This is a genomic window from Vibrio sp. Isolate23 (assembly GCF_022398095.1).
GTDB classification, from domain to species: domain Bacteria; phylum Pseudomonadota; class Gammaproteobacteria; order Enterobacterales; family Vibrionaceae; genus Vibrio; species Vibrio coralliilyticus_A.
In genome coordinates this window covers 1-15,529 of record NZ_JAKEUV010000019.1, presented here as the reverse complement: position 1 = coordinate 15,529, position 15,529 = coordinate 1, and the positions used below count along the sequence as shown (strand labels likewise).

Annotated in this window: 21 protein-coding genes; 19 read left to right on the top strand and 2 right to left on the bottom strand. The window is 40.8% G+C overall.

The window, feature by feature from the left end; translation table 11 throughout:
- Nucleotides 1-489: 489 nt before the first annotated feature.
- The 14 genes from L1D31_RS22210 to L1D31_RS22135 all read left to right on the top strand — a co-directional run bounded on the left by L1D31_RS22210 (nt 490) and on the right by L1D31_RS22135 (nt 10,114).
- Nucleotides 490-765 (top strand): hypothetical protein, encoded by a 276-nt coding sequence (locus L1D31_RS22210; RefSeq protein ID WP_239839114.1) that lies wholly within the window; start codon nt 490-492, stop codon nt 763-765.
- Between the two features lie 201 nt (nt 766-966).
- A complete protein-coding gene (locus L1D31_RS22205) occupies nt 967-1,116 on the top strand; it encodes a hypothetical protein (protein ID WP_239839113.1) in 150 nt (49 codons plus the stop codon).
- 618 nt (nt 1,117-1,734) lie between these two features.
- Complete coding sequence (locus L1D31_RS22200; RefSeq protein ID WP_140155458.1) at nt 1,735-2,055, top strand: DUF2834 domain-containing protein; 321 nt, start codon at nt 1,735-1,737, stop codon at nt 2,053-2,055.
- 691 nt (nt 2,056-2,746) lie between these two features.
- Complete coding sequence (locus L1D31_RS22195; protein WP_239839112.1) at nt 2,747-2,899, top strand: hypothetical protein; 153 nt, start codon at nt 2,747-2,749, stop codon at nt 2,897-2,899.
- Entirely contained in the window at nt 2,896-3,381 is a 486-nt protein-coding gene (locus L1D31_RS22190) for a GNAT family N-acetyltransferase (RefSeq protein WP_239839111.1), read from the top strand. Before L1D31_RS22195 ends, L1D31_RS22190 begins: the two co-directional genes overlap by 4 nt.
- A 112-nt stretch (nt 3,382-3,493) precedes the next feature.
- Nucleotides 3,494-4,039: a DUF2726 domain-containing protein gene (locus L1D31_RS22185; protein WP_140157035.1), complete on the top strand. Its 546-nt coding sequence runs from the start codon at nt 3,494-3,496 to the stop codon at nt 4,037-4,039.
- A gap of 434 nt (nt 4,040-4,473) precedes the next feature.
- Complete coding sequence (locus L1D31_RS22180; protein WP_239839110.1) at nt 4,474-4,674, top strand: hypothetical protein; 201 nt, start codon at nt 4,474-4,476, stop codon at nt 4,672-4,674.
- A 437-nt stretch (nt 4,675-5,111) separates the two neighbouring features.
- On the top strand, nt 5,112-5,606 hold the full coding sequence (locus L1D31_RS22170; protein WP_239839109.1) for a hypothetical protein: 495 nt from the start codon (nt 5,112-5,114) through the stop codon (nt 5,604-5,606).
- 147 nt (nt 5,607-5,753) lie between these two features.
- A complete protein-coding gene (locus tag L1D31_RS22165) occupies nt 5,754-6,098 on the top strand; it encodes a 5-carboxymethyl-2-hydroxymuconate Delta-isomerase (protein ID WP_239839108.1) in 345 nt (114 codons plus the stop codon).
- Nucleotides 6,099-6,213: 115 nt separating this feature from the next.
- Nucleotides 6,214-6,660, top strand: a complete 447-nt coding sequence (locus tag L1D31_RS22160; RefSeq protein ID WP_239839107.1) for a GNAT family N-acetyltransferase — start codon at nt 6,214-6,216, stop codon at nt 6,658-6,660.
- A 143-nt stretch (nt 6,661-6,803) separates the two neighbouring features.
- On the top strand, nt 6,804-7,139 hold the full coding sequence (locus L1D31_RS22155) for a hypothetical protein (protein WP_239839106.1): 336 nt from the start codon (nt 6,804-6,806) through the stop codon (nt 7,137-7,139).
- 141 nt (nt 7,140-7,280) lie between these two features.
- Complete coding sequence (locus tag L1D31_RS22145) at nt 7,281-8,285, top strand: hypothetical protein (protein ID WP_239839105.1); 1,005 nt, start codon at nt 7,281-7,283, stop codon at nt 8,283-8,285.
- Nucleotides 8,286-8,425: 140 nt separating this feature from the next.
- Complete coding sequence (locus L1D31_RS22140; protein WP_239839104.1) at nt 8,426-9,013, top strand: hypothetical protein; 588 nt, start codon at nt 8,426-8,428, stop codon at nt 9,011-9,013.
- A gap of 144 nt (nt 9,014-9,157) precedes the next feature.
- A complete protein-coding gene (locus L1D31_RS22135) occupies nt 9,158-10,114 on the top strand; it encodes a hypothetical protein (protein WP_033007418.1) in 957 nt (318 codons plus the stop codon).
- A gap of 125 nt (nt 10,115-10,239) precedes the next feature.
- Here the strand turns inward: L1D31_RS22135 and L1D31_RS22130 are convergent, their stop codons facing one another.
- Nucleotides 10,240-10,413 carry a hypothetical protein gene (locus tag L1D31_RS22130; protein ID WP_239839103.1) on the bottom strand — a complete coding sequence of 58 codons (174 nt, stop codon included), beginning with the start codon at nt 10,411-10,413 and terminating at the stop codon, nt 10,240-10,242.
- Nucleotides 10,414-11,542: 1,129 nt separating this feature from the next.
- On the opposite strand from L1D31_RS22130, the gene L1D31_RS22125 reads away from it, so the two are divergent.
- On the top strand, nt 11,543-11,848 hold the full coding sequence (locus tag L1D31_RS22125) for a hypothetical protein (RefSeq protein WP_239839102.1): 306 nt from the start codon (nt 11,543-11,545) through the stop codon (nt 11,846-11,848).
- 171 nt (nt 11,849-12,019) lie between these two features.
- The gene (locus L1D31_RS22120; protein ID WP_239839101.1) at nt 12,020-12,163 is read left to right on the top strand and encodes a hypothetical protein; all 144 of its coding nucleotides are present in this window, start codon (nt 12,020-12,022) and stop codon (nt 12,161-12,163) included.
- Nucleotides 12,164-12,646: 483 nt separating this feature from the next.
- Here the strand turns inward: L1D31_RS22120 and L1D31_RS22110 are convergent, their stop codons facing one another.
- Nucleotides 12,647-12,976: a helix-turn-helix domain-containing protein gene (locus L1D31_RS22110; RefSeq protein ID WP_239839100.1), complete on the bottom strand. Its 330-nt coding sequence runs from the start codon at nt 12,974-12,976 to the stop codon at nt 12,647-12,649.
- 118 nt (nt 12,977-13,094) lie between these two features.
- Between L1D31_RS22110 and L1D31_RS22105 the strand changes: the two genes are divergently transcribed.
- From L1D31_RS22105 to L1D31_RS22095, 3 genes are all read left to right on the top strand, one after another.
- Nucleotides 13,095-13,352, top strand: a complete 258-nt coding sequence (locus L1D31_RS22105; RefSeq protein WP_239839099.1) for a YciI family protein — start codon at nt 13,095-13,097, stop codon at nt 13,350-13,352.
- A gap of 106 nt (nt 13,353-13,458) precedes the next feature.
- Nucleotides 13,459-13,908: a GNAT family N-acetyltransferase gene (locus L1D31_RS22100; RefSeq protein WP_239839098.1), complete on the top strand. Its 450-nt coding sequence runs from the start codon at nt 13,459-13,461 to the stop codon at nt 13,906-13,908.
- Between the two features lie 617 nt (nt 13,909-14,525).
- On the top strand, nt 14,526-15,299 hold the full coding sequence (locus tag L1D31_RS22095) for an aminoglycoside phosphotransferase family protein (RefSeq protein ID WP_239839097.1): 774 nt from the start codon (nt 14,526-14,528) through the stop codon (nt 15,297-15,299).
- Nucleotides 15,300-15,529 lie beyond the last annotated feature (230 nt).

Below are 15,529 nucleotides of genomic sequence, written 5' to 3'. Positions count from 1 at the left end.
TTTGAGCTAAGCATTTGGGGAATATAACAAAGCATTTAAGAGTGATTCCCAACGCTTGGCATTTTTCATTCTATCGTTGGGTTTTGTGATTACGGTGGTATGGTTAGGTTTAGTGGTAGCGTTGTTCACACCTTAATGCGGCGTTAGGTTGCTTTTAGGTTGTACGGTTTTTAGTTTGGCACTCAGCCACTTCGAATCTGTCTTTGTCGCGAACTTCAGTGGCCATGTAGCTCGAACTTTTTCAGGTGAAGGTTTCATTTAATTGGCAAGCTTTGGCGTCAGCGGCTGAGTGTTTTCCGTTTTCAGTGCGCTTGGCTGGGCTTGTTCATTGAAAGTTCGTAATCTCAATTTGGTTAGCTTTTTTGCTTCAGTGAATCACCGCAAAAATAGTGACGTGGGTGCTATTCAGTTTCGGTGGTTGTTGCGGTGCAGCTAGCTTTGGTGTTTCATGGTCTAGTCCTATAGCTCCAGCTAGCAAAGACGTTCGTAATGAGCATACCTAACAATAAGCTCAAGACGGACAACCAACGCTTGGCGGTGTTGTGTCTGGTTATGTTTAGTGTTTACGGTGGTTTGTTGGAGTTTTGTGGTATGGTTGGTTGCCGCTTAGCAAGGGCGTTAGGTTGCTTTAAGTTTGTACGGTTTTTTAGTTGGGTGCTCAGCCACTTAGAATCTTTCTTTTTCGCTAGTTTCTGCGGCTATGTGGCTCGAACTTTTTTAGATAAAGGTTTCATTCAACTGGCAAGCTTTGACGTTAGTGACTGAATGTTTGCTGTTTTTAAGTGCTTTTGGTCCAGTTTGCTCGTTGAAAGTTCGTTATCTCAATTTGGTTAGCTTTTTTGCTTCAGTAAAACACCGCAAAAATGGTGACGTGGTTGTTATTCAGCTTCGGTGGTGATTGCGGTGCAGTTGGCTTCGGTGTTTCATGGGCTGGTCCTATAGCTCAAGCGAACATAGATGCTCGTAATGAGCATACCTAACAATCCGCTCAAGACGGACAACCAACGCTTGGCGGTTTTGTGTCTGGTTATGTTTAGTGTTTACGGTGGTTTGTTGGAGTTTTGTGGTATGGTTGGTTGCCGCTTAGCAAGGGCGTTATGTTTGCTCGATTGTTAGCAATTTATATAGAGGTCTTAGTGAATTTCATAAAATTATCGATGTTATGCTTTATAAGTGTATTCGTTTTTCAATTAATAGCGCTTACAACGTTCCCTAGTGTAATTGAGCAGTATGAATGGATTTCGTGGGTAGAAGTTGTGCTCTTGAGCGTTGGTGTTTTTGGCCTCTGGCTTTCTCCAGCGGTGGTTGCATTTCGTGCCAGAGAGGTTCGACACCGATTTTTAATAATTTTTTTGTCGTTGGGCCTTCCTATTGTAGGTGGCTTTATAGGTTATTTTATTCTCAAAGGAGAGATAAAGCATCTTCAAGAAACATAACAAACTGCTTAAGACGGACAGCCAACGCTCGGCGACTTTATATTTGGTTGAGTTAAGTGTTTAAGGTGGGCTGTTTGAGTTTTATGGTATTGTTGGCAGCCGCTTAGCAGGGCGTTAGGGCTTACTACAAAAATTGCAAGGATTTGAAATGGTAAGGTTTTATCTAGTTCTTACTTTGTTAGGTATATTGCTTCCTTATGGAGCGTTGGTTCCTTGGTTACTTGCCAATGGCTTAGATATTAGTCTTTTGTNCTTAGCAGGGCGTTAGGGCTTACTACAAAAATTGCAAGGATTTGAAATGGTAAGGTTTTATCTAGTTCTTACTTTGTTAGGTATATTGCTTCCTTATGGAGCGTTGGTTCCTTGGTTACTTGCCAATGGCTTAGATATTAGTCTTTTGTTCAGTGAAGCGGTGGCAAACCCCATTAGTATAATGGCTTGGCTTGATGTCTTAGTCGGTGCGATTGCTCTGATAGGCTTTATCTTGGTGGACGGGCAAAAATACAAAGTGAAGTACCGATATTTTGCAGTCTTGGGAACTTTGTCTGTTGGGGTATCGTTTGGACTCCCAATGTATCTTTACTTCAAAGAAAAACAGTCCCTTCAACCACAGCCCTAACAATAAATTTAAGAGTGATTCACAACGCTTGGCGCCGTCACTTCAAGTCAGTTTAGTGTTTATGGCACAATTGTTTAGCTAAGGTGTTAGCGTCGACTCCCAATGTATCTTTACTTCAAAGAAAAACAGTCCCTTCAACCACAGCCCTAACAATAAATTTAAGAGTGATTCACAACGCTTGGCGCCGTCACTTCAAGTCAGTTTAGTGTTTATGGCACAATTGTTTAGCTAAGGTGTTAGCGTTGTTCACACCTTAATTTGGCGTTAGGTTGCTTTAAGTTTGTTCGGTTTTTTAGTTTGGCGTCCAGCCACTTCAATAATATTGTTTTCGCTAGTTTCAGTGGTCATGTGGCTCGAACTTTTTTAGGTGAAGGTTTCCTTCTATTGACAAACATTTGTGTGAGTAGGCAGAGCGTCTTCTGTTTTTAGTGCTCTTGTCCAAGTCTATTCATTGGAAGTTTGTCATCTCAATTTGGCTAGCTTTTTGGCTTCAGTGAACCACCGCAAAAATAGTGATGTGATTGCCATTCAGCTTCGGTGGTTGTTGCGGTGCAGTTAGCTTTTTGGCTTCAGCGAACCACCGCAAAAATAGTGATGTGGTTGTCATTCAGCTTCGGTGGTGATTGCGGTGCATGTAGCTTTATTGTTTCATGGCTTAGTCCTATAGCTCAAGCTAGCAAAGGTGTTTGTAGTGAGCATACCTAACCATTCGCTCAAGACGGACAACCAACGCCTTGCGGTTTTGTGTTTGGTTGAGTTTAGTGTTTACGGTGGTTTGCTGGAGTTTTGTGGTATTGTTGGTAGCCGCTTAGCAAGGCGTTATGTTCTAGGAGGAAATTCATGATTAGGGAAATCACAAAAGCCGATTTTGAGTCGTTTTGGCCGACATTTTCAGCGGTAATTCAGGCAAAAGAAACTTATGCCTTTGACCCAAATATGACGCTAGAACAAGCCTTCGCTTTATGGTGTGAATCTCCCCTGAAAGCTTTTGCTTTCGTAGAAAATGACGTTGTACTGGGCTCTTACTACATCAAGCCAAATGCAATGGGGCCAAGTAGCCATATATGTAATTGTGGATATATGGTTTCTAGCGAAGCTAGAGGTAAGGGCATTGCACGCCTTATGTGTGAACATTCTCAGGAAACAGCTCTAAGACTTGGCTTTGATGCGATGCAATTTAACAGCGTGGTCTCTACCAATGAAGTTGCGGTGAAGCTTTGGGAGAAGCTAGGGTTTCAAATCATAGGTACAATTCCCAAGGCATATAAGCATGCTCATTTAGGGTTGGTTGATAGCTACGTCATGTACAAATGGCTACGAACATAACAAGCAATTTAAGAGGGATTCGCAACGCTTGGCAATTTCGCTTCGCTCAAGCATAGCCAAGCGTCACTCACCCCTTAATTGGGCGTTATACAAAAAGGAGAGATATACGTTAATGTTTGAATTATTAGTCCTAGCTGCTATCGGCTACATTATATGGAAATTCAAAGGAAAGGGCGCACCGAAGCCACAGCCCAAGTCTTGGGAAAATACACCAAAGCGGAATAATGTGTCAGAAGAGCCTAAAGTTAAGGTAGAACATAAAAAGCAAAGTCACTTGGCTACTGAAAATGAGAGAAAACTGTACTTTGCTCTGCAAAAAGCGCTGCCTTCAGACTATATAATTCATAGTCAAGTATCATTAATGGCCCTAGTAAAACCTGTTAATTTTAAAAATAATTCACGAACGTGGGCTAAACGAATGGACTTTGTTATTACAGACAAAGCAACAAAAGTTTTGGCCGTAATTGAGCTTGACGATTCAACACATAATTGGAAGAAAAGACAAGAGCGTGATCAATACGTAAACGAAGCGCTAGAAGGGCATCATAAGTTGGTACGTTTTAATACTAAACGTTTTTACGAGCCGTCTGAAATAGCAAGGGTATTGGAGCGCGAGACTGAAATTCGTTGCAATAACTTCGAGGAAGTTTTTGTATAACAAAGCATTTAAGAGTGATTCGCAACGCTTGGCAGTTTCGCTTCGCTCAAGTATAGCCAAGCGCCGCTCACACCTTAATGCGGCGTTAGGTTGCTTTGGGTTTGTACGGTTTTTTAGTTTGGCGTTCAGCCACTTTGAATCCTTTTGTTGTCGCGAATCTCAGCGGTCATGTGGCTCGAATTTTTTCAGRTGAAGGTTTCATTCAACTGGCAAGCTTTGATGTTAGTGGCTGAGTGTTTTCTGGTTTGAAGTGCGCTTGGTTAAGTTTGTTCGTTGTAAGTTCGCTATCTCCATCYGGTTAGTTTTTTTGCTTCAGTGAACCACCGCAAAAATAGTGATTTAGTTGTTATTCGGCTTGGGGGGTTATTGCGGTGCAGCTAGCTTTGGTGTTTGATAGTTTAGTCCTATAGCTCAAGCTAGCAAAGGTGTTCGTAATGAGCATACCTAACAATCTACTTAAGACGGACAACCAACGCTTGACGGTTTTGTGTCTGGTTATGTTTAGTGTTTACGGTGGTGTGTTTGAGTTTTGTGGTATTGTTGGTAGCCGCTTAGCAAGGGCGTTAGGTTGCTTTGGGCTTGTGCGTTTTTTAAGTTTGGCAGTCAGCCACTTCAATAACCTTGTTTGTCGCTAGTTTCAGCGGCTATGTGGCTCGAACTTTTTCAGGTGAAGGTTTTATTCAGCTGGCAAGTTTTGATGTTAGTGGCTGAGAGTCTTCCGTTTTAAGTGCTTTTGGCCAAGTTTGTTCGTTGAAAGTTCGTTATCTCAATTTGGTTAGCTTTTTTGCTTTAGCGAACCACCGCAAAAATAGTGACGTGGATGTTATTCAGCCTCGGTGGTTGTTGCGGTGCAGTTAGCTTTGGTGTTTCATAGCTCAGTCTTATAGCACCAGCGAGCAGAGACTTCGGAATAAGCATACCTAACCATCCGCTCAAGACGGACAACCAACGCTTGGCAGTTTTGTGTCTGGTTGAGGTTGGTGTTTACGGTGGTTTGTTGGAGTTTTGTGGTATTGTTGGTTGCCGCTTAGCAAGGGCGTTAAGTGGCTAAGTGCAAACTATGGAGATTTTCGTGTTTGATTTAATAAATAAATTTTTACAGCAATCAGATTTGCTAATTGAATTGGGTAAGGACCAAATACAAATCAAATCATTTTCTTCAGATATCGTATTTCAAGATTCTCCCTATATTGCTGTAGAGACGACGGGTGAAGGTCAGACTATTAAGGCTATTGGCTCAAAAGCCAAACTCTTGTCCTCGAACAGTGTTGAAGTATCCAATCCATTTGAATCGATTGCATTGGAGCGAATTGATACTTATCGCGGGAAGCGAGTTATGGAGCTTTTCATTTTTGAAATGCATAAGTTGGCCAAATTTCGTCTTTCGCCACGTATAGTTATACATCCTCAAGAACTACCAAGATGCATGTCTCAAGAGTTCGTAAAAACCCTGCTACAGTTGGTAACAGAAGTTGGTGCCAGAGATGTAGTTGTGTATGAAGGAAGTCGAATAGATCACCTTACTGAAAGTTTTAAGTCTGTCAAAAATAGGTGTAGCGCCACTTAACAAGGCGTTTAAGGCAGATTCCCAACGCTTGGTGTTTGGCATTCAAAGTTGGTTTTAGTGTTTACGGTGTAAGGTTTTAGGTAAGGTGGCTGGCGTTGCTCACTACTTAACGCGGCGTTAGCAATACAATGATAGTTAGGAGGATTAATGCCACATTTTGTAATGGATTGTTCAGAAGGTATTTTAAAGTCTCATGATGAAGAGTTTATTATCGAGCAAATTTTTTTGGTGGCTCATGGTACAGGGCTGTTTGATGTGAATGATATCAAGGTCAGAATAAACTCTTTTCAAAAGTACTCAGTGGGTAATAAGCGAGAGGAGTTTATTCATGTGTTTGCATCTATCCTGCAAGGAAGAACTACAGAGCAGAAGGCGATACTATCTCAAGAAGTAGTGTCAAAGCTTGTTGCTTTGTTTCCGAATGTTCCCAACATCGCTATGAACATAAGTGACTTTGAAAAGGCTACTTATTGTAATCGTACAATGCTGTAGTGTATTGCTAACAAAGCATTTAAGAGTGATTCCTTACGCTTGGCGGTTTCGCTTCGCTCAAGTATAGCCAAGCGTGCGTCACACCTTAATGCGGCGTTATGTGCTCGGAGGAAATATGGAAATTCAGAAAGTCCAAAAAGCGGACTTGGACGCAGTAACAAGGCTCGTGTCAGAGGTTTCGGCCAAGGATGTGCTTCCACTGCTTAATGCACAAGGAAAGAAAGAGTATAAGGACAGAGTTCTACCTGACCTAGCGACTACTTTCGATGATGAGAATTTTTCATCAATTAAGGCTGTATCGAGTGGGGAAATACTTGGTTTTGCTGCTTTGCGTGATGGGAACTATTTAACACACTTGTTTGTTGCTAATTCTCAACAGGGTTCAGGTTTAGGTCGTACGCTATTGAATCATTTGCTTAATCAAACAGACGCTTGTGAGGTTAGTCTACGCTCATCGGTGAATGCTGTTGGGTTCTACAATCGCCATGGTTTCGTAGCAACAGGCGAAGAAGCAGAGTTCAACGGAATTCGTTTCGTGCCAATGTCTTTAGTACGCACATAACAAGCAATTTAAGAGGGATTCACAACGCTTGGCATTTTTGCTTCTACTTCAAATTTAGTGTTTATGGCACAATACTTTAGGTTTGGGTGGAGGCGTTGTTCACCCCTTAATTGGGCGTTAAATCTTAAGGAGTAGTAATTTTTATGTACAGGTTATTTGTAATATTGAGCGTTTTGTTTTCTTCACATCTATATGCATCTGATTACGTTGGTAGTGAGTTAACAAGCATTTCATTTGTAACTTCTTATAATCAATACGGTCTAGGAGATGTTGCTTTTCAAATTAAAAATCCAATAAGTCAATGTCCTGACGGATATTGGATCAACAAGGCGGATCCTGGATTTCAAGCAAACTTAAGCATGCTAATAGCGGCATTTCAAGCTAAATCAAAGGTCAGGATTTATGGGTTGCCTTCTCAAAAATGGGCTGGAAGTAGCGGCACTTTCTGTAAACTGTACAGTATAGAGTATCACGAATAAGATTTAACAAACTGTTTAAGAGTGATTCGCAACGCGTGGCATTTTTACCATGCGTTGGTTTTAGTGTTTAAGGTGGTATATGGCGGCATGGGTATTGTGTTGCTCACACCTTAACAGGGCGTTATATTAAGCCATCAAAGCATGGTATTCTGGAAAAAATTTTTAATTGGGTGGTTAATGAAGGCACATAAAACAGGAATTATTGATAAAGGTTTTGTACTAGATGAAAAAGGTTTACGGCGAATAATCTCAACTGCAAAAGAACAGTTATCTAAAGCTAACCTAGGCGAAATTTATCAAGAGTATGAAGTTAAATATAACAATGGTGTTATAGAAATATTTTCCAATGTCGAAGATGTTCTCGAATTAGACAATGTTGGTTCAAGTAAATTAAGCAGCTTATTTCTAAAGTTGGGTGTTGTTAATGAGGATTTTACTATAGAGTTGACATTTAAAGACTTAAACTCAGAAATAAAAGAAGACTCTATATATTATAAGGTGACTGGAAATGATCGTGATTGGTTGTTTATCACGATATCTCAAATAGAAGAGCGTGTCGAATCGATATCAAGGAGCAAGTTTTGGGCATTTAATGCCAAGTTCAATGATCTAATGATGTTTTTTGGTGTTGGATTAATGCTTACATTTTACTATGTATTCGTTAGTATGACATATGAAGGGCGGGTGTACTATTTTGAATATGATAAGAAATGGGAAGACTTTGTCGAAGTTGAATACAATGTGAGTCAAGAAATAAAGAAACTATTTGTTAAAAAGCCAGAACTATCACCAATAGAAGCTTTATACGAATACCGGTTAATTCTAGATGAAAAGAAAAAAATAACTGAAGTTGCAAAACAGAAGCATGAAGATGCAGCTACAGAATGGTACAGCGAGAAAAAAAGCCAGAGAATGAAGGAAGAGTACAAAATTGTAATCATGTTGATGGGTGGTTTTATTCCAGCATTTTTACTCTATGTATATTCAAAATTGTCATTATCTTTATATCCGCTCTACGTATTTTGTTGGGGAGATGCTAAGGACAACTTTTCAAAAACTGAATCAAGAAGAAGAACTATTCTAATTGGTGTCGGTTTGTCTTTTCTTGTGTCAGTTGCAGCAGGCTTATTTGTAAACTTAATATAACAAAGCATTTAAGAGTGATTCCCAACGCTTGGCATTTTTCATTCCATCGTTGGGCTTTGTGTTTACAGTGGTAAGGTTAGGTTTCGTGGCAGCGTTGCTCACACCTTAATGCGGCGTTATGCGTATCAGAGGAAAATAAATTGTTTAAACATATAGCTGTACTACTTTTGATAGTTTTTCTGACATCTGGTGTTTTTGTATTTAAATTTGGAGTTCCTAGCGACGCATCGTCTTGGGCAAACTTAGGGTCATTTTCTGGCGGTACTACTGCTGTCTTGATTGCTCTTTATGGAGTCATATATACGATCTTTCAGCATAGACATGCTAAGCCTAAATATACTATCGAAGATCATATCCAATTGATGAGAACATACAAGTCTGCATATAGCGGTGGCTATACGAATAAAGGATATGAGTTTTTAAAATGGTTGTGGCCGAATGCAGTTAAGCAGTTAACCAAAGATGGGAAACCAACAATTGATGATGTTCTGACAAACACGAACTTAAATGAAATGGCCCAATGGAAACGTAGTTTTCTGAAAATTGAACTCAACTTAATAGATCAGTTTGTAAATGAAATGCATAGAGATGAACTAAAGCTAGCTTGGTTATATTGTCTAATCAATGAACTTCCTAAAGAGTATAAAATTGCAATAGAACCAAAATGGTCTGAACTTCCTTTGACTGAGAGTGAGAAAAGTCTTTTTGACGCTGTAAAAAACGCATAACAAAGCGTTTAAGACGGATTCACAACGCTTGGCGATTTTACTTCAAATCAGCTTAAGTGTTTACGGTGTAATGGTTTAGGTTAAGTGGTCGCGTTGTTCACCACTTAACGCGGCGTTATATGGCAATCAGAGTTAGGAGTTTTTTTGATAACTGAACGAATAAAGTTTTGGGCTTTGGCTTATTTTGCCAAGAATGCTTGTCCAAGTCGGTTCTCGCTTTCTAGCGAAGCTGCAAAGAACAATGATTTTTATGAGACCAATGTATATTTCCCTCAAGGGACAGTAGAACAGTTAAATTCAATGTCCAAAGAACGAGTGGGGAGTCAGAAATTACTATATAGGTTTATCCCTCTAAAAAATGGACTGCAAGCTAATAAATTGATTAAGGGCTACAGGTTCTTAGATGACAACCAGACTACTGAATGCTATGTATCAGAAGCTGCACTGAAACATGCTCGCATTGATGTTACATATTACTTAGGCTATTGGAGAGACGAAAACACCCACTGTACACCAGCTAAGCTTGTACAAATGGTTTTATGGCGCAAATTGCGCCTAATGTACATGGGTATTTTCTTTTCAAAGGTTCGTCAAAAGTTTCGTTCTTGGCGTATTTCTAAAAGGTTGCGTACACCTTTGCGCTCGAAGTACGAAATATACGAGTGCCTCATGTCTAGTGATAAGTTTTTAACCAAAGGGACGTTTAATAAAAGTGATTTAGTTGAACTGTTTTTGGGTCAAAAAAGCATATTTGACTATGAGCTTCACAGGAAATTTTCACAATCGCTTGATTGGATCTTGGAAGCATGTGTAGAAGATGGAGAAATTGTCAGAGTCAGTCATGCCAATGACTCTAATCCTCTATACAAAATGAAAGGCAAAGGTATTCATTACTTTACTCAGACCAAAGAAAATATACGAAACGAAGAGCATCAAAAAGAAATTCAAAAGACACAAGTCAGTATCCAGAATAGTATGTTGTTTTTAACTTTTTTACTTGTCATCGCAACGTTTATGACAGCGGTCGACAAGTTTGATGCGACCTTAGAGGTTATCTATAAGTTAGCTGACTGGATAACAAAATTATTATCTTTAGGGTAAGCCATATAACAAAGCATTTAAGAGTGATTCTCAACGCTTGGCATTTTCAGTTCAAGGTTGAGTTTCGTGTTTACGACGCAATGGTTTAGGCTTGGTGGTAGCGTTGCTCACACCTTAATGCGGCGTTAATAAGCTACTGTTAACGAATAGCTTTTATGGTGAGTGTCCTGCGTTTGTTGTCGGTACTTCGGGTTCAAAGCAGCTAAGTCATTCTCTACCGGTTTTGTCGATTCTTTGCTGAAAATGCCATTTGAAATCATCGAAAGCTCTAATATGCCAATCACCATTTTCGCTTTCATCCTTTCACCGTTGTGGCAATTATCTAACCTTAACTGCAGTGGGTGGCCCATTTACAACCAGTCTAGTTAGTCACGTGCTGAAACTTTGTTTGTGGAGGCTGTCGTGGGGCAGTAGCCAGTAAAAATCTAGTTGGTTACGGGTGTTAAGTCTGGTGCATTTTTTGAGTGTAGAGAGCATGGAAAGTACTTTATTAACAATGTGTTCAAGATGGATTCTCAACGCTCGGCAGTTTAGGTTGCAAATTTTAGTACAGTGATTAAGGTGGATTTATTAAGTGAAGTGGTTGCGTTGTTCACCACTTAACACGGCGTTAGGTTGCTTTAAGCTTGTGTGATTTGTAGTTTTGCAATCAGCCACTTCAATTGTCTTATTCGTCACAAACTTGAGCGGCTACGTGGCTCGACTTTTTCAGTTGAAGGTTTCATTCTATTGGCAAACTTTGACGTTAGTGGCTGAGTGTTTTCCGTTTTTAAGTGCTCTTGGTCAAGTTAGTTCGTTGAAAGTTCGCTATCTCCATCCGGTTGGTTTTTTTGCTTCAGCGAGCCACCGCAAAAATATTAACGTGGCTGTTATCAGCTTCGGTGGTTGTTGTGGTGCAGTTGGCTCTGGTGTTTCGTGGGTTAGTCCTATAGCTCAAGCGGGCAGAGACGCTTGTAATAAGCATACCTAACAATCAGCTCAAGACGGACAACCAACGCTTGGCGGTTTTGTGTCTGGTTATGTTTAGTGTTTACAGTGGTTTGTTTTAGCTTTGTGGTATGGTTGGTTGCCGCTTAGCAAGGGCGTTAGGTTGCTTTAAGCTCGGACGGTTTGTAGTTTGGCGTTCAGCCACTTTAATAATCTCGTTTATCGCGAATTTCAGCAGCTATGTGGCTCTAACTTTTTCAGGTGAAAGATTCATTTAATCGGCAAACTTGGCGTTAGTGGCTGAGTGTTTTCCGTTTTAAGTGCTTTTGTCCAAGCCTATTCACTGGAAGTTTGTTCTCTCAATTTGGTTAGCTTTTTTGCTTCAGTGAACCACCGCAAAAATAGTGATTTAGTTGTTGTTCGGCTTGGGGATTATTGCGGTGCAGCTAGCTTTGGTGTTTGATAGTTTAGTCCTATAGCTTAAGCTAGAAAGCGCTTGTAATGAGCATACCTAACCATCAGCTCAAGACGGACAACCAACGCCTGGCGGTTTTGTATTTGGTTGAGCTTGGTGTTTACAGTGGCTTGTCTAGGTTTTGTGGTACTGTTGGTTGCCGCTTAGCAAGGGCGTTAGGTTGCTTTAAGACTGTACGTTTTTTAGTTTGGTGCTCAGCCACTTCGAATCTTTCTTTGTTGCTAGTTTATGCGACTATGTGGCTCGAACATTTTCAGGTGAGGGTTTCATTCAACTGGCATGTTTTGATGTCAGTGGCTGAGTGTTTTCTGGTTTTAAGTGCTCTTGGTTAAGTTTGTTCGTTGAAAGTTCGCTATCTCTATCCGGTTAGTTTTTTTACTTCAGCGAGCCACCGCAAAAAACAGTGACGTGGTTATTATCCAGCTTTGGTGGTTGTTGCGGTGCAGTTGGCTTTGTTGTTTCATGGTTTAGCCCTATAGCTCAAGCTAGCAAAGGTGTTCGTAATGAGCATACCTAACAATCTACTTAAGACGGACAACCAACGCTCGGCGATTTTGTGTTTGGTTGAGTTTGGTGTTTACGGTGGTTGGTTTGAGTTTTATGTTATGGTTGGTAGCCGCTTAGCAAGGGCGTTAGGTTGCTTTTAAAATTGTAGGCTTGTTAGTCTTGCGCTCAGCCACTTCGGGTTCATCAGTTGAAGTTACTTTCGCTTCTGTGTGGCTCAACCATCTTCATTTGAAAGCTTCGTTTTGTGGCTACATTTCAAGTTCAGTGGTTCACCGTTTTTGAGTTTGAACGGCTACATTCGGCTGTCAGAAACCGCTTTTCCCAAAAGATTCTGCGACACGGTGTTTTCAAATTCAGCGCATCTTGGTTCGGTGAACCACCGCAAAAATAGTGAAGTGCTTGTCATTTGAGTTCAGTGGTTATTGCGGTGCATTCAGCATTGGTGTTTTATAGGTCAACCACTGCATTCCAAATCAGCAAAGGTGCTTGGAATATGCATCCCTAACAAACTGCTTAAGACGGACTGCCAACGCTCGGCGGTTTTGCTTCGGGTTAGGTTATGTGTTTACGGTGGTCTGTTTTGGTTTTGTGGCAGGTTGGCAGCCACTTAGCAGGGCGTTAGGCTACTGTTGCAGAGCATCTTCCCAAGAAGAAGCCCAGTCTCTTAAAGGGTCAAGAGTTTGCATAAGCGAGTACCCTAGCTCTGTTAGTTGGTAACCCTTCTCAGAGGTGTAAATCAGCTTTGCTTCTGATAATTGTTTAATCCTACTGTTCAGAACCGATGGTGACATTCCGTTGCACTGGCTTTGTATCCCTCTAAAACTCATAGGTTTTGACCTAAGCTCCCATAATATTCTCATGTTCCATTTCGTACCGAGAAGATCGAATGCGGCCATAATGCCGACACCTGAAGTTGAGCCTCGAACATTTTTCTTTGGTAGTGGTGTTTCCATAATTCTTGCGCTACTAAATAAGTAGCTATATAGTTGCTACGAAATAAATAGCACTTTACAGCTTATCATCTAACAAAGCGAGGCAGTTATGTACTTAATCGACATGAATTTCACTGATATGAGTAGAATTACTCCTGAGTTGACGGAGCTACACAAAAAATATTTGGAAGGGCGGTATGAATCAGGTTTACTGATGTTCGGCGGCAGAAAGGTGCCTAGAACTGGCGGTATCCTAGTTTCAGCACATCCAACCAAAGAGTCGTTAATTGAAATGTTAGAGTCTGACCCATTTGTTGCTAGCGGTGCAGTAAGTTACATGATTACAGAATTTGTACCCGTAATGGCTTCTGAAGAGTATGCAGGTATAGTAGCCTAACAAAGCATTTAAGAGTGATTCGCAACGCTTGGCAGTTTCGCTTCGCTCAAGTATAGCCAAGCGTCACTCACACCTTAATGCGGCGTTAGCCCTCTAAAGAGGAATTATGGAAATAATCGAATATCATAGTGACTATTTGTTTGAATTGGCGAAAATTTATTCTCAAGTTTTTTCTGCTCCCCCTTGGAATGAAGACTGGACTGAAACTGAGGCTGTAGAGCGGTTGTCTCATATAGCGTCAATGAACGATGGTATTGGACTAATAGCAATACTTGATGGTGAAGTAGCTGGAGCATTGTTAGGTTTTGTTTATCCGTATAAAGGAAGCAAGACCTGTGAGATTAGGGAGTTGTTTGTTTCAAATGCTTCTTCAGGGAATGGAATAGGAAAACAGCTAATGGCTCAGCTTCATTTAATATGTACCCAAGGCAAGATTGCAAAAATTTCATTGAGAACATGGAAAGAATCAAGCGCATTTGGTTTCTATGAAAAATGCGGATTTTCAACAAATGAATCAGTAGTGTTTCTTTCAAAAGCAATAGATTGTGGTAAGTAGGGCTAACAAAGCGTTTAAGAGGGATTCTCAACGCTTGGCATTTTCAGTTTGATTCAGCTTTAGTGTTTACGGCACAATGGGTTAAGTTGGGTGGTATAGCGTTGCTCACCCCTTAACGCGGCGTTAGGTTGCTTTAAGTTTGTACGGTTTGTAGTTTTGCAATCAGCCACTTCAAATCTTTCTTTGTCGCGAACTTCAGTGGCTACGTGGCTCGAACTTGTTCAGGCGAAGGCTTCATTCAACTGGCAAGGTTTGATGTAAGTGGCTGATTGTTTTTCGTTTTAAGTGCTCTTGTTCAAGTCTATCCATTGGAAGTTCGTTATCTCAATTTGGTTAGTCTTTTGCTTCAGCGAACCACCGCAAAAATAGTGATGTGGTTGTCATTCAACTTCGATGGTTATTGCGGTGCAGTTGGCTTTGGTGTTTCATGGGTTAGTCCTATAGCACCAGCGAGCAAAGACACTCGTAATGAGCATACCTAACCATCCGCTCAAGACGGACAACCAACGCTTGGCGGTTTTGTGTCTGGTTATGTTTAGTGTTTAAGGTGGTTTGTTTGAGTTTTGTGTTATTTTGGTTGCCGCTTAGCAAGGGCGTTAGTTGCATGAGGAGGTTTCGTGGAAGAATTATCAGGTGGAAGAGAATCAGCAATATATCGAGATGGTGAAGTTGTCTATCGTCCTCTTCAGCCGTGGAGTCCTACAATTCACCTTATTTTGAAACACCTCGAGCGAGAAAATGTAGCTGAATCTCCAAGATTTCTTGGTGTTAACCAAGAACAGGAAGTCCTAAGTTTTGTTGGTGGTAATACTTATAACTACCCTCTAATCGGTGCCATTGCGACTGTGGATGCACTCACATCAGCAGGTAAGCTATTGCGTAAAATACATGACTCAACTGTGCCACTTTTGGAACAAGTAGATGTCAATGCGCACAAGTGGATGCTAGAGCCAAGAGAGCCTTTTGAAGTTATCTGTCATGGTGACTTTACCCCTTATAATGTTGCTCTATCCGAGAGCACAGTTGTAGGTGTATTTGACTTTGATACTGCGCACCCTGCGCCAAGAATATGGGATTTAGCATATTCAGTTTATTGTTGGTCGCCTTTCAAAACTGACAGCAATGATAAGTTAGGCACAATCTCTGAGCAGGTAACTAGAGCTAAGTTGTTCTGTGATAGTTACGGTGCAACTACGTTAGAAAGAAATCAACTAGCTGACGCAATGATTGAGCGATTACAGGCTTTAGTTTTGTTCATGCGCAGTGAAGCTGAAAATGGTAATGAAACCTTTGCTGAAAACATAGAGCAAGGTCATCTTCAAGCCTATCTAAATGACATAGAATATATCACTGAAAATAAACAAAAAATTCAGTGCGCATTGTGCAACTAACAAAGCATTTAAGAGTGATTCGCAACGCTTGGCAGTTTCGCTTCGCTCAAGTATAGCCAAGCGCCGCTCACACCTTAATGCGGCGTTAGGTTGCTTAAAGTTTGTACGGTTTTTAAGTTTGGCGCTCAGCCACTTTGAATTCTTTTTTGTCGCCAATGTCAGTGGTCATGTGGCTCGAACTTTTTGCAGGTGAAGGTTTCATTCAACTGGCCAGCTTTGACGTTAGTGGC